Annotated in this window: 15 protein-coding genes; 10 read left to right on the top strand and 5 right to left on the bottom strand. The window is 72.0% G+C overall.

Annotated elements, in window-relative coordinates; genetic code table 11:
* Nucleotides 1–42 precede the first annotated feature (42 nt).
* Entirely contained in the window at nt 43–1,455 is a 1,413-nt protein-coding gene (gene gltX, locus ACH442_RS02900; protein ID WP_396120839.1) for a glutamate--tRNA ligase, read from the top strand.
* A gap of 264 nt (nt 1,456–1,719) precedes the next feature.
* A complete protein-coding gene (locus ACH442_RS02905; protein ID WP_396120840.1) occupies nt 1,720–2,424 on the top strand; it encodes a hypothetical protein in 705 nt (234 codons plus the stop codon).
* A 384-nt stretch (nt 2,425–2,808) separates the two neighbouring features.
* Here the strand turns inward: ACH442_RS02905 and ACH442_RS02910 are convergent, their stop codons facing one another.
* Both ACH442_RS02910 and ACH442_RS02915 read right to left on the bottom strand, forming a co-directional pair.
* Nucleotides 2,809–3,423 (bottom strand): TetR/AcrR family transcriptional regulator, encoded by a 615-nt coding sequence (locus ACH442_RS02910; RefSeq protein ID WP_396120841.1) that lies wholly within the window; start codon nt 3,421–3,423, stop codon nt 2,809–2,811.
* A 147-nt stretch (nt 3,424–3,570) separates the two neighbouring features.
* On the bottom strand, nt 3,571–3,780 hold the full coding sequence (locus tag ACH442_RS02915; protein ID WP_396120842.1) for a hypothetical protein: 210 nt from the start codon (nt 3,778–3,780) through the stop codon (nt 3,571–3,573).
* A 237-nt stretch (nt 3,781–4,017) separates the two neighbouring features.
* Between ACH442_RS02915 and ACH442_RS02920 the strand changes: the two genes are divergently transcribed.
* The 6 genes from ACH442_RS02920 (at nt 4,018) to ACH442_RS02945 (ending at nt 10,092) form a co-directional block, all read left to right on the top strand.
* On the top strand, nt 4,018–5,202 hold the full coding sequence (locus ACH442_RS02920; RefSeq protein WP_396121028.1) for a PucR family transcriptional regulator: 1,185 nt from the start codon (nt 4,018–4,020) through the stop codon (nt 5,200–5,202).
* Between the two features lie 164 nt (nt 5,203–5,366).
* Nucleotides 5,367–6,296: an ACP S-malonyltransferase gene (locus ACH442_RS02925; RefSeq protein WP_396120843.1), complete on the top strand. Its 930-nt coding sequence runs from the start codon at nt 5,367–5,369 to the stop codon at nt 6,294–6,296.
* Between the two features lie 31 nt (nt 6,297–6,327).
* A complete protein-coding gene (locus ACH442_RS02930; RefSeq protein WP_396120844.1) occupies nt 6,328–7,278 on the top strand; it encodes a beta-ketoacyl-ACP synthase III in 951 nt (316 codons plus the stop codon).
* 47 nt (nt 7,279–7,325) lie between these two features.
* Nucleotides 7,326–7,568: an acyl carrier protein gene (locus ACH442_RS02935; protein WP_396120845.1), complete on the top strand. Its 243-nt coding sequence runs from the start codon at nt 7,326–7,328 to the stop codon at nt 7,566–7,568.
* Nucleotide 7,569: 1 nt separating this feature from the next.
* Entirely contained in the window at nt 7,570–8,796 is a 1,227-nt protein-coding gene (gene fabF / locus ACH442_RS02940) for a beta-ketoacyl-ACP synthase II (protein ID WP_396120846.1), read from the top strand.
* Between the two features lie 84 nt (nt 8,797–8,880).
* Nucleotides 8,881–10,092, top strand: coding sequence for a carboxyl transferase domain-containing protein (locus tag ACH442_RS02945; RefSeq protein WP_396121029.1), 1,212 nt, complete (start codon nt 8,881–8,883; stop codon nt 10,090–10,092).
* Between the two features lie 247 nt (nt 10,093–10,339).
* Here ACH442_RS02945 and ACH442_RS02950 read toward each other — a convergent pair whose 3' ends face one another.
* Both ACH442_RS02950 and ACH442_RS02955 read right to left on the bottom strand, forming a co-directional pair.
* On the bottom strand, nt 10,340–12,079 hold the full coding sequence (locus ACH442_RS02950; protein ID WP_396120847.1) for a glycoside hydrolase family 3 protein: 1,740 nt from the start codon (nt 12,077–12,079) through the stop codon (nt 10,340–10,342).
* 37 nt (nt 12,080–12,116) lie between these two features.
* Nucleotides 12,117–12,608 carry a DUF3145 domain-containing protein gene (locus tag ACH442_RS02955; protein WP_203738543.1) on the bottom strand — a complete coding sequence of 164 codons (492 nt, stop codon included), beginning with the start codon at nt 12,606–12,608 and terminating at the stop codon, nt 12,117–12,119.
* 244 nt (nt 12,609–12,852) lie between these two features.
* Between ACH442_RS02955 and ACH442_RS02960 the strand changes: the two genes are divergently transcribed.
* Nucleotides 12,853–13,179: a hypothetical protein gene (locus tag ACH442_RS02960; RefSeq protein WP_396120848.1), complete on the top strand. Its 327-nt coding sequence runs from the start codon at nt 12,853–12,855 to the stop codon at nt 13,177–13,179.
* Between the two features lie 137 nt (nt 13,180–13,316).
* On the opposite strand, the gene ACH442_RS02965 is transcribed toward ACH442_RS02960, so the two are convergent.
* Nucleotides 13,317–13,931 (bottom strand): carbonic anhydrase, encoded by a 615-nt coding sequence (locus ACH442_RS02965; RefSeq protein WP_396120849.1) that lies wholly within the window; start codon nt 13,929–13,931, stop codon nt 13,317–13,319.
* A 149-nt stretch (nt 13,932–14,080) separates the two neighbouring features.
* Here ACH442_RS02965 and ACH442_RS02970 point away from each other — a divergent pair, with 149 nt between their 5' ends.
* The gene (locus ACH442_RS02970) at nt 14,081–15,022 is read left to right on the top strand and encodes an alpha/beta fold hydrolase (RefSeq protein ID WP_396120850.1); all 942 of its coding nucleotides are present in this window, start codon (nt 14,081–14,083) and stop codon (nt 15,020–15,022) included.
* The last annotated feature ends 89 nt before the right edge of the window (nt 15,023–15,111 follow it).

Below are 15,111 nucleotides of genomic sequence, written 5' to 3' on the forward strand. Positions count from 1 at the left end.
CGCATGTCAAATACCCCTCGCGGGCCTCGGTAGGCTGGGTGCGTGACTGTTCGCGTACGTTTCGCCCCGTCTCCCACCGGCATGTTCCACGTCGGCGGCGCCCGTTCGGCGCTGCAGAACTGGATTTATGCCCAGCAGCACGGCGGTGTCTTCGTGCTCCGGATCGAGGACACCGACGCGGCCCGCAACAAGCCCGAGTGGACCGAGGGCATCATCTCGGCGCTCGACTGGATCGGCATCGAGCGCGGGACGTACGAGGGCCCCTACTACCAGTCGTCATACGCGGCCGACCACACCGCCGCCGCCACGAAGCTCTACGGCGAGGGCAAGGCGTACTACTGCGACTGCAAGCGTGAGGACGTGGTCGCCCGCACCGGCAACACCCACACCGGCTACGACGGCTTCTGCCGCGAGCGCGGGCTCGGGCCGGGCGAGGGCCGCGCGCTGCGCTTCCGCACCCCCGACGAGGGCGAGACCGTCGTCGTCGACCTGGTCCGCGGCAAGCCCACGTTCGAGAACAAGCTGATCGAGGACTTCGTCATCGCCCGCAGCGACGGCTCGGCCGTGTTCCTGCTGGCCAACGTCGTCGACGACATGAGCATGGGGATCACCCACGTGTTCCGGGCCGAGGAGCACCTGCCGAACACGCCGAAGCAGCAGCTGCTCTGGGAGGCGCTCGGCGTCACTCCCCCGGTCTGGGGTCACGTCCCGGTGATCGTCAACGAGAAGCGGCAGAAGCTGTCGAAGCGCCGCGACAAGGTGGCGCTCGAGTCGTACCGGGACGAGGGCTACCTCGCCGCCGCGATGCGCAACTACCTGATGCTGCTCGGCTGGGCGCCCACCGGCGACCGGGAGATCGTCCCGTGGTCGGTCGTCGAGGAGGAGTACCGGATCGAGGACGTCAACCACGCCCCGGCCTTCTTCGACGTCAAGAAGCTGCGCGCGTTCAACGGGGAGTACATCCGCGCCCTCACGCCGAACGAGTTCACCCAGGTCTGCGCCCCGTGGCTGAGCGGCACGGAGACGATCCCGGCGCCGGCGTGGGAGCCGGAGAAGTTCGACGCCGAGGTCTTCGCCGCGATCGCCCCGCTCGCCCAGACCCGGATCGCGGTGCTCTCCGAGATCGTGGAGAACGTGGACTTCCTCTTCCTCGACGAGCCGGTCAACGACGAGGCGTCGTGGGCGAAAGCGATGAAGGAGGGCGCCGCCGACATCCTGGACGACGCCGCCACCGCGTTCGCCGGTCTCACCGAGTGGACCGCCGAGGCGTTGAAGGCCGCCCTGGAGCAGGTCGGCGAGGCCCGCGGGCTGAAGCTCGGCAAGACTCAGGCCCCGGTCCGGGTCGCGATCACCGGCCGTACTGTCGGGTTGCCGCTCTTCGAGTCGATCGAGCTGCTCGGCCGGGAGCGGTCGCTGGCTCGCATCTCCGCCGCCCGGGCACGTCTTTCCGCCTGATCGGCCCCCTTTTACCGCATTCGGCGGGCCGCGACCATAGCGGTTCGTCGAATGCGGTGATGCGGTCCGCTACATGGGTGGCCGCCGACCCCACGACTTGCGGGGACTGGGTAATATTCGGCCGCTGATCAACGGCTTTACCGTCCTCCCCCCACATAGCTCCAATTCACCCTGCCGCGAGATGCGGACAGGGCGGCGCTCGGGAAGGCTGGAGGCTGCGAACAGCGTCCAGTGACCATGTCATCCACGGGCGGGGGAGGTCGGATGGTGGTTCGACGAGTAATGGAACAGGTGGCCGCGGCGGCCGGTGCGCTGGCGATCGCCGCGGCGGTGACTCTGGGCACGACCCCGGCTGTGGCGCAGGCCGCACCGTCCGGGCAGACCGGCGCCGCCGCGACGCCCAAGGCGACGCCGAAACCGAAGCCCACGCCGGACACGATCACGATCACCGGCGGTGAGCTGCCGGAGAGCGGGATCAAGGTCCTGCAGGCCGACGACCCGAAGCTGTTCCGCATGCTGATGGAAGAGGTGAGCTGGATCGCCTCGGCCACACCGCAGACGTCGACGCCGGCGAAGGACAAACTGGGTCAGGGGTACACCGTCCAGGTCCTGATCAAGGACAAGGCGACCCAGCTCTACGAGCTGTACCCGCTGGCCGCCGGCGGTCCGCGGGCCCACCGGCCGGAGAACCAGCCGTCCGGGAAGAAGACCGACGGCTGGTTCTACGGCCGCCTGTCGATGTCCGAGTCGCTGCGTCTGAGCGGCGTCCCGCTGAAGGCGAAGCCCGACGTGGTCAACGGCGGCATCGGCGGCGGCATCGGGGAGAACCTGAAGGCCGACGACAGCGATCCCGCCGCCAGCGAGTACATCGGCGAGTTCCGCCGCCTGTTCCTGCTGAACGGCGCAGTGCTGCTGATCATCCTGACCGGCCTGGCCGGGATGGCGTTCCTGATCCGCCGCCGCATCTAGCACGACCTGCAGAGACCGCCCCGATCCGCGTCAGGATCGGGGCGGTTTCCTTTACCCCGAAGATCAACTTCAAGATCTTCATGTCCCCTCTCCGCTGTGGTCGCCGATCGTCGCTCCCGCGGGGACCCTTGCGGTCCGAGCAGGGCGCGGGGCGCCCAGAACGCTCAGACCGCAAGGGCGACGTCCGTGGGTGGTCACGGTCAGAGCAACAGACCCGTCCACGGCTCCCGCCCTGGCACCGCGCCTGCGCAGCCGCCCGCCGGCGGGCTGGAGCCGGCCGCGGAGTCCCGCCCGCCGGAGCCCGCGAGGCGGACGGCTGGTCACCGCCGCGGCCGCGCTCCCGGTTCCGGCCGGGGGTCGCGTCGGTGCTCGGACGCGCGCGGGTCAGGTGCGGTCGTCTGCGGGGTGAGGGGCGGCGTGGGCGACGAGCGTGATCAGGTCAGCCAGGTCGGCGTCGAACTCCGCTTCGCGGGCCGCCGCGTCCGCCGCCTCCGAGGCCGGGTCAGGGGCCGACTCCGGGTCGGGCGGAACCCGCGGGAGGCCGCCGGTGACCTCACCCGTGGTGTAGCCCAGCAGGAAGGCGCAGATCATCCGGGCCAGCCGCGGGATCGCGGAGGCGGGCACGCCCGCGTCGTGCAGGATGCCGCGCAGGGCCGCGGTCAGCCAGGAGGCCGAGGCACCGGCCGCGGAACGGTTCAGCAGGAGCGGGAAGGCACTCGGATGCGCGTGCGCCAGGGACCGCACCGCCCGGCCCAGCGCCCGGAGCCGCTCCCGCCAGCCGAATTCCGCCAGGTCGTCGCCGACGGACGTGCCCAGTTCCAGGTGCAGCAGGTCGACGAGGCCGTCGAGCAGGGCGTCCTTGCCACCGACGTACGGGTAGAGCGCCATCGACGTCAACCCGACCCGCTCGGCGACCGCGCGCATCGACATGGCGGCCAGTCCCCGCTCGTCCACCAGTGCGAGCGCCTGGTCCAGGATCAGCCGTCTCTTGTCGTCCACCCGTTCACCTGACCAGCGGGAGCACTCGGAGCGCCGGGACGCGCCCGGAGGAGCGTGACGCTCTCACCCGACGGGGTGACGGCTCGACGACGTACGGGAAAAGCGCGAAGCGTCAGCGGAGCCCGCGCCGATCGGCGGAGCGGAAGCTCAGCACCAGCGACCCGGGGGCCGGCCGCGACCGGCGGCCCGGCGGCGTGGACGGACCGCGCCGTGCAGGTGGGCGCCGGCCCAGCCGCGCAGATCGGTCCGGCAGCCGACCCGGCCCGGGTCCGACACGACGATCGGCTCCTCGTCGGTGACCAGTGGCAGGTCCTCAAGGGCAGGATCGATCTCGGCACGCATGTCGTCCCGGTCCATCGTCTCCCCTCCTCGATCCTCGGTATCGGCTGTCGATCGGTTGGTCGGCACCGTTTCTTCATCGGCATGCGCGGGCCCGGGTGAAGGTCCGGCACGGAGCACACGATGCCAGGTCACCGACCGGAATTGCGGGAGAGGCGCACCGCTACACCGGACAAATGTCATAAAAATCATTAAACAGGCGTGGTTCGCGTCAGCTCGAGGCGGCGTGTCACTCTGGGGCCCGTGTCCACCGAAATGTCGCCCGAGTCTCCCGCGAACCCTCTCCAACCAGCGACTTTGCGCCGGATCGAGCGGCACGCGGGCGCCCTGGCGAGTTCCGCGGTGACCCGGATGGACGAAACGCTGCCGTGGTTCCGCGCACTCCCGGCCGATCAACGGTCCTGGGTGATGCTCGTCGCACAGGCCGGGGTGCGGTCACTCGTCGAATGGTTGCGCTCCGGCGCCACCGTCGCGGCCAGCACCCAGGAGATCTCCGACGAGGTGTTCGCCGCCGCGCCACGGGCCCTGGCCAGGGCCATCACACTGACTCAGACCGTTCAGCTGATCAAGGTGACGATCGACGTGGCCGAGGTGGAGGTGCCCGGTTTCGCCGCCAAAGGGGAAACGGACCTCCTGCTCCAGGCCATCCTGCGGTTCTCCCGGGAGATCGCGTTCTCGGCCGCGCGGGTCTACGCCCGGGCCGCCGAGTCCCGCGGTGCCTGGGACGCGCGGCTGCAGGCGATGCTGGTCGACGCGCTGCTCCGCGGCGACTCGTCGGACGTGCTGGCCAGCCGGGCGGCCGCGCTCGGCTGGGTCGACTCGCCGCCGGTCGCCGTCGTGGTGGGCCGCTCCCCCGGCGGTGACATCACGGCCGTGCTGCACGCGCTCTATCGGGCCGCCCGGCGCGCCCGGCTCGAAGTGATCGGCGGGCTGCACGGCGACCGGCTGGTCGCGGTCGTCGGCGGCGCGACCGACCCGGTGGTCACCGCGGCGTCGCTGAGCTCGGGGTTCGGCGACGGGCCGATCGTGGTCGGCCCGGCCGTGCCGGCGCTGGAGCAGGCCACCGAGTCGGCCCGGGCCGCCCTGGCCGGGTTCCGCGCCGCGCCGGCCTGGCCGGGGGCGCCCACCCCGGTCGCCGCCGACGACCTGCTGCCGGAACGCGCGCTGGCCGGCGATCTGGACGCACGCCGCAAACTTCGCAACGACGTCTACGGCGCCCTCGCCCGCGCCGGCGGTGGCCTGCTGGAGACGCTCGACGCGTTCTTCGCCGCGGGCGGGGTGCTGGAGAGCGCGGCCCGCGAGCTGTACGTGCACCCGAACACCGTCCGGTACCGGCTGAAGCGGGTCGCCGAGGTGAGCGCGCTGTCCCCGCTGGACGGGCGCGAGGCATTCGCCCTGCGGATGGCCCTGAGCATCGGACGCCTCGACCCGGCCGCCTGAGTGCCGAGGGTCACAGGGTGTTGAGCACTAACGACCGCAGCATCAAATGGTGCCGAACCGGGTCAACTTGACCCCCTTTTTGTAGAGAACCTACAACGTCTGTCGTAGGGTTTCGTCGCGCCCGGCACCCCCGGAACGCTCCCCCATCCGGAAGAGTCGAAGACGTGCTCGCCGTACTCTCGCCCGGCCAGGGTTCCCAGAAGCCCGGCTTCCTGATCCCCTGGCTCGAAATTCCCGGTGCCCGGGAGCGTCTGACCGCCTGGTCGGCGCTCGCCGGCGTCGACCTGGTGCACCTCGGCACCGACGCGGACGCCGAGGAGATCAAGGACACCGCCCGCACCCAGCCGCTGCTGATCGCCGCCGCACTGCTGGCCGCCGAACAGCTACCGCTGGAGCAGGTCGGCGTGGTCGCCGGCCACAGCGTCGGTGAGCTGGGGGCCGCCGCGGCCGCCGGGGTGCTCACCCCGGAGGACGCGATCACCCTGGCCGGCGTCCGTGGCCGGGAGATGGCCGCCGCCTGCGCGCTGGAGCCGACCGGGATGTCGGCCGTGCTCGGCGGCGACCCGGACGAGGTGATCGCCACGATCGAGAAGCACGGCCTGTACGCGGCGAACCGCAACGGCGCCGGTCAGGTCGTCGCGGCCGGTGCGCGGGACGCGCTCGCCGAGTTCGCGGCCACCCCGCCGGCGAAGGCCCGGGTGATCCCGCTCGCGGTCGCCGGGGCGTTCCACACACCGTTCATGGCGCCCGCCGAGACCGCGCTGGCCGCTGTAGCGAAAAACACAGCCGTCACCGACCCGGCCCGTGCGCTGTTGTCGAACCTGGACGGCACGGCGGTGGCGAGCGGGCGCGAGATGCTCGATCGCCTGGTCCGCCAGATCACCGCCGGCGTCCGGTGGGACCTGTGCATGGGCACGCTCAAGGACCTCGGCGTCACCGCGGTGATCGAGCTGCCCCCGGCCGGCACCCTGGCCGGCCTGGTCAAGCGCGAGCTGAAGGGTGCCGGCGCACCGGAGATCGTCACCCTCAACACCCCGGACGACCTGCCCGCCGCGCGCGATCTGATCGCCCGGCACGCCACACCCCAGCACTGACGCGCGCAGTCGCGACTGAAGGAGGAACAGGATGGTTGCGGGTTCCCGCATCGTCGCGATGGGTCACTACCAGCCCTCGCGCGTGGTCACCAACGAGGATCTGACGAAGACCCTCGACACCAACGACGAGTGGATCCGGAGCCGGGTCGGGATCGCGGAGCGGCGCATCGCCGACACCGAGACGGTCGCCGACATGGCCGGTTTCGCCGCCGAGAAGGCGCTCGCCGCGTCCGGGCTGACCGCCGCCGACATCGACCTGGTCGTGGTCGCGACCTGCTCGTCGATCGACCGCTGCCCGAACGTGGCCACCCGGGTGGCGAACAAGCTCGGCATCACCGCCCCCGCGGCGTACGACCTGAACACCGCCTGCTCCGGCTTCTCCTACGCGGTCGGCAGCGCGGACCACGCGATCCGCGCCGGCGCCGCCCGCAACGCGATCGTGATCGGCGCGGAGAAGCTCTCCGACGTCACCGACTGGTCGGACCGCAAGACCGCGGTCCTCTTCGGTGACGGCGCCGGCGCCGCGGTGATCACCGGGGTGCCGGACGGCGAGGAGCCCGGCGTCGGCCCGGTGCTCTGGGGTTCCGCCCCGGACAAGGGCGACGTGCTGCGGATCGAGGGCTGGCGCCCGTACATCGAGCAGGAGGGCCAGATCGTCTTCCGCTGGGCGACCACCGAGCTGGCCCCGTTCGCGATCGAGGCCTGCCGCCGGGCCGGGGTCGCCCCGTCCGAGCTGGCCGCGTTCGTGCCGCACCAGGCGAACACCCGGATCATCGACGGCATCGTGAAGCGGCTCGGCCTGAACGAGAACGCGATCGTCGCGAAGGACCTGGTCGAGTCCGGCAACACCTCGGCGGCGAGCGTGCCGCTGGCCCTGTCCAAGCTGATCGAGCGGCGCGAGGTGCCCTCGGGCGCCCCGGTGCTGCTGTTCGGTTTCGGCGGCGGTCTGACCTATGCCGGTCAGGTTGTCCGCTGCCCGTAAGCTCATCCAGCACAAACCGTAAAAAACCGAGAGGAAAAAGAACAAAAATGGCTACTCGTGAAGAGATCACCTCCGGCCTCGCCGAGATCCTCGAGGAGGTCGCCGGGGTGAACCCGGACGACGTCGCCGAGGGCAAGTCCTTCACCGACGACCTGGACGTCGACTCGCTGTCGATGGTCGAGGTCGTGGTGGCGGCCGAGGAGAAGTTCGGGGTCAAGATCCCGGACAACGAGGTCCAGAACCTCAAGACCGTCGGCGACGCCGTCACCTACATCGAGGCGAACGCCTGACATGAGCACTGTCGACGTCGTCGTCACCGGGCTCGGCGCGACGACCCCGCTGGGCGGGGACGTCGCGTCCACTTGGGACGCCATGCTCGCCGGCCGCTCCGGGGTGAGTCCGCTCACCCAGGAGTGGGCCGGGCAGTTGTCCGTCCGCATCGCCGCGCAGATCGCCGTGGATCCCTCGGAGGTCATCGAGCGCGTCCGGATGCGGCGGCTGGACCGCAGCGAGGCGATGGCCATCGTCGCCGCCAAGCAGGCCTGGGCCGACGCGGCCCTGGAGGGCACCGGGCTCGACCCGGAGCGCCTCGCGGTCAGCTTCGGCAGCGGCATCGGTGGCGCCATCACCCTGCTCGACCAGGACGACATCCTGGAGCAGTCCGGCCCGCGGCGGGTCAGCCCGCACACGGTGCCGATGCTCATGCCGAACGGCCCGGCGGCGTACGTCGGGCTCGAGGTCGGCGCCCGGGCCGGGGTCCGGGCGATGGCCAGCGCGTGCGCCACCGGCGCCGAGGCGGTCGCCCTGGGTCTCGACCTGATCCGCGCCGGTCGGGCCGACGTGGTGGTGGCCGGCAGCACCGAGGCCGTGATCCACCCGCTGCCGATCGCCGGTTTCGCCTCGATGCGCGCCATGTCGACGCGCAACGACGAGCCGGAGCGGGCGTCCCGCCCGTGGGACAAGAACCGGGACGGTTTCGTCCTCGGTGAGGGTGCCGGCGCGCTCATCCTCGAGCGTGCCGACCACGCGGCTGCTCGCGGCGCCCGGGTGTACGCCCGGCTCGCCGGCGCGGGCATCACCTCGGACGGCTACGACATCGTCCAGCCCGACCCGGAGTGCAAGGGCGGGATCCGGGCGATGTCCATGGCGATCCGGGACGCGGGTCTGACCGGCGCCGACATCAAGCACGTCAACGCCCACGCGACGTCGACCCCGGCCGGCGACATGGGCGAGGTCAAGGGCATCCGGGCCTCGGTGGGTGACCACCCGGTGATCACGTCGACGAAGTCGATGACCGGGCACCTGCTGGGCGCGGCCGGTGCGCTGGAGTCGATCGCCACCATCCTGGCGATCCGCGACAGCGTCGTTCCCCCCACGATCAACCTCGACGACCCGGACGACCGCCTGGACCTCGACGTGGCGGCGTTCAAGGCCCGCCCGCTCGACATCCCGGCGGCCATGAACAACTCGTTCGGCTTCGGCGGCCACAACGTGGCTCTGGTCTTCACGCGTCCCTGACGCCACGGACCAGGGGAAAGACATGGAGGAGCCGTGATCCGCGACCCGGGATCACGGCTCCTCGCCCTTTTCGACCACGACACGATGCGCCCGCTCGCCCCGCCGGACGAGTCGGGCGTGCTGCACGCCCGTGGCTCGGTCGACGGGACCCCGGCGATCGCGTTCGCCACCGACGCCTCCCGGATGGGCGGCGCGATCGGGGTCGACGGCTGCCGCCGGGTCGTCGAGGCGATCGACCTCGCGATCCGCGACCGGGTCCCGGTGATCGGCGTCTGGCACTCCGGCGGGGCGCGGCTCGGCGAGGGCGTGGTGGCCCTGGACGCGGCCGGGCAGATCTTCGCCGCCACGGTGCGGGCGTCCGGGCGGATCCCGCAGGTGTCGGTGCTGGCCGGGCCGACCGCCGGCAGCGCGGCCTACGCGGCGGCGCTCACCGACGTCGTGATCTCCGCGACCGGTGGCTCGCCGCGGATCGCGCACGTGCTGGCCGACGGCGACGAGGCCGCGACCGGCGCGGCCCGCCGGACGGTCCGGATGCTCGGCCATCCCGGCCGGCTGTCGCCGGACGACGTGCGGCCCGGAGGCTCGCTGGGCCGGTCACCGCGGTCCCTGGTCCAGGCCGACGCTTATGACGTACGGCCATTGCTCCGCTCCCTGCTCGACGAGGACGGCCTGGAGTTGCACGCCGGCTGGGCCCCGAACCTGGTGACCACGCTGGGCCGGTTCGCCGGTCGCACGGTCGGTGTCGTGGCCAACAACCCGCAGCACCTCGACGGCTGCCTGGACGCGCCCGCCGCCGAGAAGGCCGCCCGGTTCGTCCGCATGTGCGACGCACTGGCCCTGCCGCTGATCGTGCTCGTCGACACCCCCGGCTACCTCGCCGGCCCCGATCCGGTGGTGCTCGGCGGCGCCCAGCTCCTGCACGCGTTCGCCGAGGCCGTGGTCCCCCGGGTCACGCTCGTGACCCGTCGCGCGTACGGCGGCGCCTACCTCGCCATGAACTCCCGCGCGCTCGGCGCCTCCGCCGTCTTCGCCTGGCCCGGCACCGAACTCGCCGTCCATGATCCGGTCGCGGCCGTCCCGATCCTGCACCACCGCCGGATCGCCGCCACCCCACTCGCCGACCGCGGCGCCCTCCACGACCGGTTGGCCCGCGAGCAGGTCGAGACCGCGGCCCGGGCCCACGAGATCGGCCTGCTCGACGCCGTCATCACCCCCGACGAGACCCGCCGCCGGATCGCCGACGCCCTGGCCGCCGCCCCACCGGCTCGAGGCGCCCACAGCAACATCCCCCTGTAACCACCCCGCCCGCGGGCACGTCGCCGCGCGGCCCGCCGCGGGTCCGGCAAGCAGCGCGACTCACCGCCCTCGGCCGGCCCCCGGGGTGTCTCGACCTACCCGAACACCTCTCGAGCCCAGCCACCACCCGGCGGCCGGGCCCCGGCGGTGCCTCACCGCCCGAACACCCCTGTCCCCGCCACCGGGGGTGCCTCCACCCAGCTGAGGCCCCCGGGATCCAGCCACGAGCCGGCGGCCGGGGTGGGGGCTACTTGGCGCAGGCGCTTCGGGGCAGGCCGGCCACGGCGATCGGCGACCGGCCCGGCGCGCTCGCCTTCCCGGCGATCACCGCGGCGAGCGCCGTCAGCGACAGCCGGCTCGACGAGTACGTGGCCAGCAGCGTCGGCGACTTCGCGTAGGCGAGCAGCCCGGGCAGGTCCATCATCACGGTCACCGGCGCGTCCGGGGACAGGTCGATGGGCTTGTCGCCGTACCCCACGAGGTGGATCTCGGCCCCACCGGCCGCCCGCACCTCCACGCCGGCCGCCTGCAACGCCTTGACCAGGGTGGACCGGGCGAGTTCGCGCGACGACGGCGCGGTCACCGTGACCGGCCCGTTGACCAGCGGCCCGCTGCAGTTTCCGCGCAGCACGGTCACCGCGGCGGCGTCCAGCGCGGCGACCGCCTGCTCGTGGGCCTGCGCGCCGACCACCGACAGGTCGGGCCGGGCTGTCGCGGCGGTCCGGAACTTGAGCGTGAGGATCCGGGTGACCGCTTCCATCAGCCGCTCGCGCTTGAGGGTGCCGTTCTTGAGCCCGGCCAGGATCCCGTCCCGGGCGGCGCCGATGTCCGGCGGCATGAGCAGCATGTCGTTGCCGGCGTTGAGGGCGCGGACGGCGGCCTCGCCGGGCGCCCATTTCTTGGCCGGTTCCATGTTCATCGCGTCGGTGATCGCCACCCCGGTGAACTTCAGCTCGCCGCGCAGCACGTCGGTCATCACCTTGTGCGAGAACGTGGCGGCCACACCCTTGTCGATGGCCTGCAGGTCGAGGTGGCCGGACATCACCACGCCCACCCCGGCGTCGACGCCGGACTTGAAGGGCGGCAGGTCCTCCGCGCGCCACTGGGCCGCGGTCTGCTTGATCACCGGCAGCACCTCGTGGCTGTCGCCGGTGGTGTGCCCGTGGCCCGGGAAGTGCTTGAGGGCGGCGGAGACCCCGGCGCCCTGCAGGCCGCGGACGGCGGCGGCGACCTGCGCGGCGTTGGCCTTGGCGTCCGAGCCGAACGACCGGGAGCCGATCACCGAGCTGCCGGCCGCGCCGAGCGTGTCGGCGACCGGGGCGAAGTCGACGGTGACGCCCATCGCGGCCAGTTCCTCGCCGGCCGCGTGCCAGGCGGCCTCGGTCAGCTCGGGCCGGCCGGCGGCCCCGGCCGCGAACGCCGACGGGAGCGCGGTGACCCCGTCGGTGATCCTGGTCACCACGCCGTACTCCTGGTCGGTGCCGATCATCAGCGGCGCCCCGGCCGGCAGCTGTTTCGCGGCCGCCTGCAGCCCGTCGGTGAGCGCCCGGACCTGCTTCGGGTTCTCCACGTTCGACGTGGGATTGGTCTTGCCGGTCGGGTCGTTCTGCGTGAACGAGACCAGGATCAGACCACCGATCTTGTACTTGGCGATCATCTGGGCGGGCGTGTCCACCCCGGCCAGGCTCCGGTTGCCGGCCGCCGACCCGGCGTCGACCTGGGTGGCCGAGCCGCCGTAGGCGTACGGCATCAGCACCTGACCGGCCAGGTCCTCGTCGCTGAGCCGGGCCACCGTCTCGGCCGCCCGCACCAGCGGGTCCGCGGCCGGCGCCGAGGCCGACTCGGAGACCGCGCCGGACGCGGCGGACGCGACCGGCCCCGCGTCCGGTGGAGCCGTGGGAGCCTTCGCGTCGTTCCCGCAGGCTCCGGCGAGCAGCAGCAGCGGTGCGACAAATGCGACACGGGACAGCTTTTTCACGAACGCCATCGAATCAGGTCGCGGAAACCGCCGCCATGTGAACCCCTCAGCCCACCCGGGTCAAAAGGGTCACCGGCGCGCCGTCGCCCGCGTACCGGTACGGCTCGAGCTCGGCGTCCCACGCGGTGCCGAGTGCCTTCTCCAGGGCATGCGCCAGCGCTTCGGGAGCCCGGGCGGACGCCATGATGGCGCGCAGCCGGTCCTCGCCGATCTGGATGTCGCCCGAGGCGCCCATCGTGCCGTGGAACAGCCCACGACCGGGGACGTGCATGAAGCGCTCGCCGTCCAGTCCCGGACTCGGCTCTTCGGTCACCTCGAAACGGATCATGGGCCACTGCCGGAGGGCAGCAGCCAGCTCGGCGCCAGTTCCCGCGCGTCCGGTCCAGCTGCACTCGGCTCGGCGCATGCTGGGGTCGACCTGCTGCACGGTCCAATGAAGATTGACCGGCGCAGTCAGGACGCGCGCTATGGCCCATTCGACGTGCTGGCACACGGCGAGCGGGGTTGAGTGGACGTATACGACGCCACACGTTGGCACGGTGACCTCCCGGAGACCGAGGTGCGTCTTCCCCTACGACCTCGACCGCGGTTGATCGTGTCCCATGATGCCGGTTGGTACGGATGGTGCGCCAGAGAATCCGCAACATCGACTGCGGGACCAGTCGTAGTGGCACATCCAGTCCAACGCCTGTACCTGCTCCGACGGTGCGGTTCACCAGGCGTCGTGTAGAGTTGCCACGGCCTTTTTCTTTGCCCGCAGCTTTTCCTCAAGGAGTACCGCCGTGGCAGGCAACACCTCAAAGACCGCCCGCGCATCAGTCCGCGCCGGCCAGGGCACCGGTGGCGCCCTCAGCGTGCTCGGTGAGTACAAATACCTCATCCCGCTGGCCAACGGCAGCTACGCCTACGTGCGGAACCTGACCAACGGCAAGACCACCCACCTCGCGACCAACTCGGACGCGTTCGTGGAGGAGATCCGGGTGCTGGTCGGTGCCGGTCACGGCGCCAAGATCCGCGCCGAGCTCCAGGCCCTGAACACCGTCAGCCCCAAGGACGGCTGGGACGCCACCGAGAAGCGTCTCGTCGACGCCGGCGTCTTCGAGGGCTGAGCAGCCTCACGCGTGACGAAAAGGCACCTCCCGGCTCGGCCGGGAGGTGCCTTTTCACGTTTCCTGAAGATCAGACCAAAAGATCATGACAGGATCAGGGTCGAAATCCGATTTGCGCGTACGGCCATGAGCCGCCCTCAGGAGCGCTCCAGGAACTCCACCCACCCCGTGTCCAGGTCGTAGATCGCGCCCACCACGTCCACCGTCCCGGCCACGATCGCCGCCGCCAGCTCGGGCGTCTCGCGCAGCCGCTCCACGGTCCGTTCGACGTGCGCGCGGATCACGTGGTCGGCCGCGCCCGGGTCGTCCAGGTCGACCCCGTCGGCGGCCGGTGCGATCTCCTCGACCAGGTATCCGACGTCGCCGCCGGGACGGTCGCCGGAGCGCACCGCGCCGACGGTGGCGGTCACCGCGCCGCACCGCTTGTGGCCCACCACCAGGGCGAGCCGGACGCCGAGCGCCGACACGGCGAACTCGACCGACCCGATCAGCGAGCGGTCCAGCACGTGCGCGCCGGAGCGGGCCACGCAGATCGCGCCGAACGGCTGGTCGAAGACCGCTTCGAGCGGCACCCGCGAGTCGATGCAGCCGAGCACGACCGAGTGCGGCTGCTGGCCGCCGGCGGTGGCCGCGGCCTGGGTGACGTTGTGCCCGTATTGCGGATTCCCGTACACGAAACGCTTGTTGCCCGTGATGAGCTCGCCCAGAGCAGTCCTGGGCGTGATGGCCTGGGCAGCGCGGATGGCTGTCATGACGTCGATTCTCGCCGTCCGGACGGCCAAGAAAAGTAATTGGGAGGCAGCTCACGGTCACCGCGTCGGACAGTACCGATTCGGGTGATCGCGAGTGATGATTATTACCCGTGGGTACGACGGGGAGCGTGACCAGCGCGGAGGTGCCCATGTTCGAGCGAACCGAGATCGAGATGCCCGACGGCGTGCGTCTGCACGCCGAGATCTCCGGTCCGGCCGATGCCCCGGTGACCGTGGTGCTGCTGCACGGCTGGTGCCTGGACCGGCGCACCTGGCGGCGGCAGGCCGAGGCGCTGAGCGGGCTGGGCCGGCGCGCGCCGCGGGTGATCGTCTACGACACCCGGGGCCACGGCCGGTCCTCGGCGATCCAGCGCAGCTCGGCCACCCTGGATCAGCTCGGCGACGACCTGGCCGAGGTGCTGCGCCGGCTGGCCCCGTCCGGTCCGGTGGTGCTCGGCGGGCACTCCATGGGCGGCATGACGATCATGGAGTTCGCGCACCGGCATCCGAGCGAGTTCGCCGCCCGCGTGGCCGGGTTGCTGTTCGTCTCCACCACCGCCGAGGGGCACACCCACACGCGGTACGGCCTTCCCGAGAGCCTGGCCGGTGTCCTGCGCGTCGGCGAGACGCTGGGGGCCGGCGTGCTGGCACGGTCGGGCGCCTGGCGTCCGCACCGGGCGGTGCTGCCCGCCCTGGCCCCGGCGCTGCGCTGGCTGCTCTTCGGGGACCGCTGCGCCGACGACGCGCTGGGCCTGACCCTGCGCAGCGTGGGCCGCACGTCGTTGCGGTCGATCGGCGGGTTCCGGGCGTCGATCGGCGCTCAGCAACGGCTGGACACGCTCGCCTCGATCGGCGACGTGCCGGCCGCGGTGCTGGTCGGCGACCGGGACCGGCTGACGCCGGTGCCGTGCGCCGAATCGATCGCGGGCGCCCTGCCGCACGCCGCGCTGACCGTCTGCCCGGGCGCCGGCCACATGCTGCCGCTGGAGCGCCCCGAGGAGGTGTCGGCCGCGCTGGTCGAGATCGTCCGCCGGGCGAACCGTGCCACTCGCAAGGCCACGCGCCGCACTTCCTACAGCAAGGCGGCCTGAACCGGGTATCAGCGGCCACGCCGGACGCCCTCCCGCGACGAGCTTGAGCGGAACATCCGCGCGCCTCCGGTCGTTTCTGTAACGCTCGA

Origin of the sequence: Actinoplanes sp. NPDC020271 (assembly GCF_044388125.1) — a bacterium.
Lineage (GTDB): Bacteria > Actinomycetota > Actinomycetes > Mycobacteriales > Micromonosporaceae > Actinoplanes.

Excerpts from the sequence above, each read along its gene's own strand:
- ACH442_RS02905 (WP_396120840.1), top strand. The coding sequence starts at position 1,720 with ATGGTGGTTCGACGAGTAATGGAACAGGTGGCCGCGGCGGCCGGTGCG.
- ACH442_RS02915 (WP_396120842.1), bottom strand. The coding sequence starts at position 3,780 with ATGGACCGGGACGACATGCGTGCCGAGATCGATCCTGCCCTTGAGGAC.
- ACH442_RS02920 (WP_396121028.1), top strand. The coding sequence starts at position 4,018 with ATGTCGCCCGAGTCTCCCGCGAACCCTCTCCAACCAGCGACTTTGCGC.
- ACH442_RS02930 (WP_396120844.1), top strand. The coding sequence starts at position 6,328 with ATGGTTGCGGGTTCCCGCATCGTCGCGATGGGTCACTACCAGCCCTCG.
- ACH442_RS02935 (WP_396120845.1), top strand. The coding sequence starts at position 7,326 with ATGGCTACTCGTGAAGAGATCACCTCCGGCCTCGCCGAGATCCTCGAG.
- fabF (WP_396120846.1), top strand. The coding sequence starts at position 7,570 with ATGAGCACTGTCGACGTCGTCGTCACCGGGCTCGGCGCGACGACCCCG.
- ACH442_RS02945 (WP_396121029.1), top strand. The coding sequence starts at position 8,881 with ATGCGCCCGCTCGCCCCGCCGGACGAGTCGGGCGTGCTGCACGCCCGT.
- ACH442_RS02950 (WP_396120847.1), bottom strand. The coding sequence starts at position 12,079 with ATGGCGTTCGTGAAAAAGCTGTCCCGTGTCGCATTTGTCGCACCGCTG.
- ACH442_RS02965 (WP_396120849.1), bottom strand. The coding sequence starts at position 13,931 with ATGACAGCCATCCGCGCTGCCCAGGCCATCACGCCCAGGACTGCTCTG.
- ACH442_RS02970 (WP_396120850.1), top strand. The coding sequence starts at position 14,081 with ATGTTCGAGCGAACCGAGATCGAGATGCCCGACGGCGTGCGTCTGCAC.